This is a genomic window from Phenylobacterium sp., assembly GCF_044372605.1.
In the GTDB taxonomy this organism is placed as follows: domain Bacteria; phylum Pseudomonadota; class Alphaproteobacteria; order Caulobacterales; family Caulobacteraceae; genus Phenylobacterium.
Genome location: NZ_JBILRO010000174.1, coordinates 1 through 7,386, shown reverse-complemented (window position 1 = coordinate 7,386; position 7,386 = coordinate 1). Strand labels below are relative to the sequence as shown.

The following is a 7,386-nucleotide window of genomic DNA, read 5'->3' as shown; positions in this document are numbered from 1 at the left end:
GTCCGGCGATATCGTCGTAGCCCTGATCGATGGTGAGGAAGCCACCCTGAAACGGCTTCGCAAGAAGGGCGCCTCGATCGCGCTGGAAGCCGCCAACCCGGCCTACGAAACCCGTATCTTCGGACCGGATCAGGTCGCCGTGCAGGGCAAGCTGGTGGGACTCATCCGCCGCTACCACTGAGTACGAACGCGACACGTGGCGCCCGCTCGCCGCCCCCGTGGCGGGCGGAGATGTCTGGCGAACATCATCGGGGATCATAGCCCCAGGTCCAGGGCCTGCGTCCGCGCAGGGACTGCGCCCATTCAACCCGCCAGCCCGCGCCGGCGCGATAGATTTCGGCAGAGCCGCCCTGCGCGAAATCCAGGCCGGTAAGGACGAGTTTCGCACGACACGTCTCCGGCCGGAAATCGTTACGTAGCACCACAATCTCAGCCGACGCGCAAAGGGCCTCAAGCCGTCCTTCCGCGAGGGGCCTGCGGACATTCCAGGCTGCAGCCAGTTGCACGGGCGCGGCGGCGAGCGGCGCACAACTCCACGCGTCACAGGCAAACCGGGAATCACGATCGGCTTCCGATGCAAGCGGTGTCAGCCCGCGCCGGCGCGCCCAGAGCTCGGCGCCGAAGAGCTTCACATCCGGACGAAGGAGCACCGCATCCTTGCCATCGCGAACCGCCACCGCCGCGCCATCAGCGCTGATCCAGATGTCGGGCAGCGACGGTCTTGGCGCCCAGAGCACCGCGCATGCCACGGGAATGCCGATCCAGCGCAGTTGGCCCTGCCAGAGGCAGGCGAACAGCAGTCCCAGAAAACTGACTGGCAACACCCAGTCCGGTGCGCTTGCCACGACAACCTGAGCTGCCGGCGCTCCCGCCGTGATCGCCGCAATCTGGTTCATCAGACTGATGGACCAGCCCGCCACCTCCAGGGGCGCCTGGCCCAGCCCGAACGGGGTCAATGCGGCGCCCAGCGCCAGCCCTGGCATCATCAGAAAAGAGGAGATGGGCGCGACGGCCAGATTTGCGAAGAGGCCGAAGGTCGAAACGCGATTGAAATGCTGGATCGCGAACGGCCCCGTCGCCAGGCCCGCAATGAAACTGACCGCGATGCTGGCGAGGGTCCAGGTTGCCGCCGCTTGTGTCAGCCGGATGGGCCAGGGCACATCGATCTCACGCACCGGTCGTGGCCAGATTTCAGCCAGCGCCACCAACGCTGCCGTTGCGGCAAAGGACATCTGAAACCCGGGTTCCGTCACCGCCTCGGGATGGATCAACAGAACGACCATGGCCGCGATCGCCAGGGCGTGCAGGCTGATGGCCTGACGATCTGCGAGGATGGCGGCGAAGGCCACCGCCGCTGTGATCGCCGCACGCTCGGCCGGCGGCGGCGCGCCTGAGAGCACCAGATAACCGCCCACGGCGACCAGACCGAAAAGGGCGGCCATCTTCTTGCCGGACACGCGCAGAGCCAGCCAGGGCCAGGCCGCCACGGCCAGTCGCGCGGATGCAAAGGCGAAACCGCCCACGATCGCCATATGCAGGCCACTGATCGAGATGATGTGCGCCAGCCCCGCAGCCCGCAGATTTTCCACCTGCTCACGCGGGATGAAGGCTTCATGCCCCGTGGTCATCGCCGCCGCGAGCCCGCCGGTCTCGGGCCCCAGGGTCGCGACAATGCGCTGCGTCAGCGCCCAACGGATCGCGTTGATCCGCATGGTCAGGCGCAATCTCCAGGGCGGGATCGTATCTGCGGCGACCCACTGGGGAGCCCGAAGCGCCAGCCCAACCGCGCCCACGCTCTCGAAATAGGCGTCGCGTGCGAAATCGTAGGAACCAGGACTGGCCGGAGGCGGCGGCGGGTTCAGGATCGCCAGCAACCGCACCGGATCGCCGGGCGATGGCAGTTCTGCCTCGGGCCGCAGGGTCACCCGCATCCGGATCGGCGTGGCCGCCGGCGACCAGTCGCCAATCCTGACGGGAGCCAGCAACAGCCGCTGACCACCCTGCCCCGGCGAGGCCACATCGACCACCCAGGCCTCAACCCATTGGGGCCGCGCACCGGCGGGCGCCACCGGAGCCTTCACGCTCTCTGCGCGCAACTTCGCCACGGCGAACCCGCCAAGGGCGCAGGCGCTGAGCACCAGCACGATGGTCAGCGCGCGCCAGGCGCTCCACCGGGTGGTGATCAACAGCCCGGCTACGACAGGCAGCAATCCCCAGGCCACCAGGCCCTGCGGCTCCCGCGGCAGGCCGAAGTAGAGCGCGCATCCCAGACCCAGCGCCACGGGGGTCCAGAGCGTCCAGCGGTCGGTCTGCCGACCGACCTGATCCGCCAGGGCCTCGATAGCCCGCGCAAGGCTAGGATGCGCCACAGCCGCCATGCTAAGACGCGCGCCCCGCGACCACGTAACCCCCTGCGAGCTTCATGTCAGATCGCCCCGTCCGCACCCGGATTGCTCCATCCCCCACTGGCATGATGCACATTGGCACGGCTCGCACTGCGCTTTTCAACTGGCTTTTTGCACGTCATACGGGTGGCGCATTTCTGGTCCGAGTGGAAGACACTGATCGCGAACGCTCGACCGAGGCTGCGGTCCAGGTGATTTTCGATGGCCTGAACTGGCTGGGCATGACGCCGGACGAGCCGCCGGTGTTCCAGTACGCCCGCGCTGATCGCCACCGCGAGGTGGTCGCAGAACTGGTGGCGCGGGGTCAGGCCTACCGCGATTACATGACCGCTGATGAGCTTGAGATCGAGCGCGAGCGCGCCCGCGCCGAGGGCCGCGTCGTGCGCTCCGCCTGGCGGGACGCCGACCCTTCCACTTGGCCGGACCGTCCCTACGCCGTTCGGCTGAAGAGCCCGCTGGAAGGCGACACCGTGGTGGCCGACGCCATCAAGGGCGATGTGCGCTTCCAGAACAGCACCCTGGATGATCTGATCCTGCTGCGCTCCGACGGCAACCCGACCTACAACCTGGCTGTCGTTGTGGATGACCACGACATGGCCATCACCCATGTGATCCGCGGTGACGACCACCTCAACAACGCAGCCCGGCAAACCATCATCTATCAGGCAATGGACTGGGAGATCCCGGTCTGGGCGCACCTGCCGATGATCCACGGGCCCGATGGCGCGAAGCTGTCAAAGCGGCACGGATCCCAGGCGGTCGGCGAGTTCGACGAGATGGGCTATCTGCCGGAAACGCTGCGCAACTATCTGGCCAAACTCGGCTGGGGCCACGGCGACGACGAGATTTTTTCCGACGCCCAGGCAATCGCCTGGTTCGACATCAAGGACGTGGTCAGTGCGCCGGCCCGGCTGGATTGGGCCAAGCTCAACCACATCAACAATCACTACATCCGCGAGGCCGACCCTGCGCGACTGGCGGGGCTTGTCATCGAAATTCTCAAGCGCCGTGGAGAGGTCGTACGTCAGGGAGACGAAACCCTCATCACCCGCACAATTCCCTTCGTCCGCGACGGCGCCAAAACCACCCTGGAACTGACGGATGCCGTGGCGTTCGTCCTCAAATCGCGCCCTCTTGCGCTCCCCGAGAAGGCTCTGAGCCAACTTACCGATGAGACCCGCGCCCGACTGGGGAGGTTGCGCGGCGCCCTGACGCAAGTGGCCGACTGGAACGTGCCGTCCCTGGAACTGGCCATCCGGGCGTTCGCGGAGTCCGACGGCGTCGGCATCGGCAAATTCGGGGCACCTTTGCGCTCGGTATTGTCCGGCGGGGCGCCCGCGCCCGACCTCGCAGGAGCCCTGACCGCGCTGGGCCGGGACGAGAGCCTGGGCCGCATTGACGATGCACTTTCTCTCCCGGCGTAAAGGGTTATAAGCGCTCAAACGGTTGTTCTATCTCGCAGTCGCGAAGGGGGGTCACATGGCCAATACGGCGAAGTTTGAAATTGACGGAAAGACCGTAGAGCTGCCGGTGCTTCGAGGCACCGACGGCCCGGCCGTCGTGGATATCCGCAAGCTCTACGCCGAAGCTGACGTGTTCACCTACGACCCCGGCTTCATGTCCACCGCGTCCTGCGAGAGCAAGATCACCTTCATCGACGGGGATGCCGGCATCCTGCTGCACCGTGGCTACCCGATCATGGAGCTGGCCGAAAAGTCGAGCTTCCTGGAGGTCTGTTACCTCCTCCTGCACGGTGAACTGCCGACCGCGCCGGAGTTCGAGGTGTTCGAACACAACATCACCTACCACACGATGATCCACGAGCAGTTTGACCGGTTTTTCATGGGCTTCCGGCGGGATGCCCACCCCATGGCGATCATGACCGGCGCTGTTGGCGCCCTGTCGGCATTCTATCACGACAGCACTAATGTGAACGATCCCGCGCAGCGGATGATCTCCGCCCACCGAATGATCGCCAAGATGCCTACGATCGCGGCGCGGGCGTTCAAATACTCGCGCGGTCAGCCGTTCGTTTTCCCGCGCAACGAACTTTCTTACGCCGAGAACTTCCTGCGCATGTGCTTCTCGGTGCCGGCGGAGGATTGGGTCCCCAATCCGGTCCTGACGAAGGCGATGGACCGGATCTTCATCCTGCACGCCGACCACGAGCAGAACGCGTCCACCTCGACCGTGCGACTGGCTGGCTCGTCAGGCGCCAATCCGTTTGCCTGTATCGCCGCTGGCATCGCCTCGCTCTGGGGTCCGAAGCATGGCGGGGCGAACGAAGAATGCCTAAACATGCTGACCGAGATCGGCACAGTCGACAAGATTCCTGAATTTGTTCAAGGCGTTAAGGATCGCCGCTACCTGCTGATGGGCTTCGGTCACCGGGTCTACAAGAACTACGACCCGCGCGCGACGGTCATGCAACAGACCTGCCATGAGGTGCTCAAGGAGGTCGGCGCTGAAAATGACCAGATCCTGCAGGTCGCCATGGAGCTCGAGAAGGTCGCCCTCAGTGACCCCTACTTCGTGGAACGCAAACTCTACCCGAACGTCGATTTCTATTCCGGCATAACCCTGCGCGCCCTCGGGTTCCCGCCGGAGATGTTCACCGTGCTGTTCGCGCTCGCGCGCACCGTCGGCTGGATCGCCCAGTGGAAGGAAATGATCGAGGACCCGTCGCAGAAGATCGGCCGTCCGCGCCAGATCTATACAGGCGCCCCTGCCCGCAGCTTTGTGCCGGTCGACGAGCGCTAAAGCGGGTTGAGGAGAAGTGGGAACCGGTTTTCCGACCGCAACCCACACTAAACATATGAGGGCGATCACGGTTTTCGAGATTGGATTGATCCAATCCAATCTCGACGTGGTCTAGGCCCGGCCGATCAGTCCAAGAACTGCCGTCGCGGCCGCCTCGTTGGGATCGGGGCCGCCGCGACCCATTTTCAGCAAGGCTTCGGTTTGCCGGGCCACCTGCGTCGCGCGAAACTCGGCGTCATCCAGTCGCAACGCGATCTCACGCGCCAATGCCGGGCCATTGCAGTCGCCCTGGATCAGTTCAGGCGCCACGAAATCCCGCGCGGCGATATTGAACAGCGTCACCCACTTCGTTCGGATCAGTCGTTTGAGAATGGCGTGGGTCGCCGGCGCCAGACGATAGCCCACCACCATCGGACAGCCCGCAAGCGCCAGCTCCGTGGTGACCGTTCCCGAGCACGCCAGCGCGACATCGGCGGCCACCATGGCGTCACGCTTCGCCTGGTCGCCCTCCACGACGTGCGCGCGGAACGGCCAGCCTGCGACCTGCGCCTTCACCCTTGCAGCGACCGTTGGCGCTGCGGGAACCACGACGTGCAGCCCGGGCCGCTCCGCCTTGAGACGCGCCACGGCGTCTTCAAACGCCGGCATGACCCGATCAATCTCCACGGGGCGGCTCCCGGGCGCCACCAGCAGGATCTGGTCTCCCGGCGCTGCGCCGATCCCACGGCGCAAACGTCCCGGGTCAGCGGTGGAGAAATCGATGGCCAGGGTGGCGTCACCCACGAAAGCCACGGCCAGCCCCTCGGCCTCGAAGGCGGGTCCGTCGAAGCTATGGATGGTCAGGAGCAAATCAAACCATTGCGCCGTGGTCCTGGCGCGACCGGGACGCGAGGCCCAGACCTGGGGGGCCACATACTTTACAAGTGGCACGCCCATCTTCTTCAGACGATGCGCCACCCGCAGGTTGAAGCCCCAGGAATCGATCAACACGGCGACATCCGGCCGCTCCCGCGCGGCCAGGGCTGCGGTTTCGTCGGCGCGACGGATCACGCGAGGATAGGCGAACAGGCCCTCCCAGAGACCAAAGATCGAGAGTTGCGTGATATCGAACGGGCTTTCCACACCCTCTGCGGCCAGACGGGAGCCACCTACGCCCACAAACCGAACCCGATCGCCCAATCGCCGCTTCAGCGCCCGGGCCAGCCCTGCGCCCCGGTCATCGCCTGAGGCCTCGGCGGCCACCAGCATCACGGTGAGCACCCGCGCGCTCACGATGTCCCCGACTTCACGCCCAGAATGAAGATCCCCAGTTCATCGGCCAGGGCGATGACCGCCTCGCGATCCAGCACCAGCAGACGTCCCGCCTCCCCTGCGATCCCGGCAAGGCCCGCCCGCGCCACGCCACGCACGGTCTCCAGTCCGATGGTCGGAAGATCGACACGGGTTTCCTGGATGGGTTTGGGGGCCTTGGCCAGAACACCGATCCCGCTGCCGGGGCGCCCCCTCAGATGTGCCGGAAGATCCGCCACCCGCTTCAGAACCGCGTCCGTACCCTCCTGGGCTTCCACGGCCAGCACCAGTCCGCGGGCGACCACCGCAGCCTGACCGATGTCGAGACTTCCGATCGCCCGGGCGACCTCCAGGGCGCGGGTCGCGTCGGCCAGGTCCTCGGCGCCCGGCGCGCGCGCGCCCAGCAGGCCTGCCGGAAGCGTGAGGTCGTCCATCACCTCGTGGGCGCCAAGCACCACGAACCCGGCCTGTTCGAAGGCTCCCACCATCATGCGCAGCAGGGCGTCATCCCCCTTGCGCGCCGCCGCTATGACCTTGGGCAGCAACATCAGGCCGCGAACGTCCGGCGTCAGGCTGGTGAAGTCCGGCCGCGCCACGTCACCGGCCAGGCAGATCGTCGTGCAACCCGCGCGCTTCAGAACGTCCACGCACTTGCCGAACTGCGCGACCCCCACTTCGGCGCCGACAAAAGGTTTGAGCGCCTCGCCTGCGAAACCCTTCAGTCGCACAACAAACAGCGGTCGACCGGACCGCTCGCAATGCCGTGCGATCTCCACCGGCAATGTTCCGCCGCCGGCGATCAGGCCCAGCTTCTGCATCAGATCTCGCGCGCCGGGAGACAAAGCGGACGACTGCCGTCGGCGCGGATGAAGTCGATGATCTCCATGACGGGCGCGCTCTTGCCGAACGTCACGACTGTATCGTCGACGCG

General features: G+C 65.9%; 6 protein-coding genes. 3 read left to right on the top strand and 3 right to left on the bottom strand.

Features of this window, described 5'->3' with window-relative positions; translation table 11 throughout:
• A partial coding sequence (locus ACIQ42_RS13395) for a LexA family protein (RefSeq protein WP_397422717.1) occupies positions 1-181 on the top strand: 181 nt, incomplete at its 5' end.
• A gap of 64 nt (positions 182-245) precedes the next feature.
• On the opposite strand, the gene ACIQ42_RS13390 is transcribed toward ACIQ42_RS13395, so the two are convergent.
• A complete protein-coding gene (locus tag ACIQ42_RS13390) occupies positions 246-2,378 on the bottom strand; it encodes a ComEC/Rec2 family competence protein (protein ID WP_397422716.1) in 2,133 nt (710 codons plus the stop codon).
• Positions 2,379-2,422: 44 nt separating this feature from the next.
• On the opposite strand from ACIQ42_RS13390, the gene gltX reads away from it, so the two are divergent.
• On the top strand, positions 2,423-3,829 hold the full coding sequence (gltX, locus tag ACIQ42_RS13385) for a glutamate--tRNA ligase (protein ID WP_397422715.1): 1,407 nt from the start codon (positions 2,423-2,425) through the stop codon (positions 3,827-3,829).
• A 55-nt stretch (positions 3,830-3,884) separates the two neighbouring features.
• Positions 3,885-5,165, top strand: a complete 1,281-nt coding sequence (gene gltA / locus ACIQ42_RS13380) for a citrate synthase (protein ID WP_397422714.1) — start codon at positions 3,885-3,887, stop codon at positions 5,163-5,165.
• A gap of 111 nt (positions 5,166-5,276) precedes the next feature.
• Here the strand turns inward: gltA and lpxB are convergent, their stop codons facing one another.
• Positions 5,277-6,437, bottom strand: a complete 1,161-nt coding sequence (gene lpxB, locus ACIQ42_RS13375) for a lipid-A-disaccharide synthase (protein ID WP_397422713.1) — start codon at positions 6,435-6,437, stop codon at positions 5,277-5,279.
• The gene (locus ACIQ42_RS13370) at positions 6,434-7,273 is read right to left on the bottom strand and encodes an LpxI family protein (RefSeq protein ID WP_397422712.1); all 840 of its coding nucleotides are present in this window, start codon (positions 7,271-7,273) and stop codon (positions 6,434-6,436) included. The genes lpxB and ACIQ42_RS13370 overlap by 4 nt, the downstream gene beginning before the upstream one ends.
• Positions 7,274-7,386 lie beyond the last annotated feature (113 nt).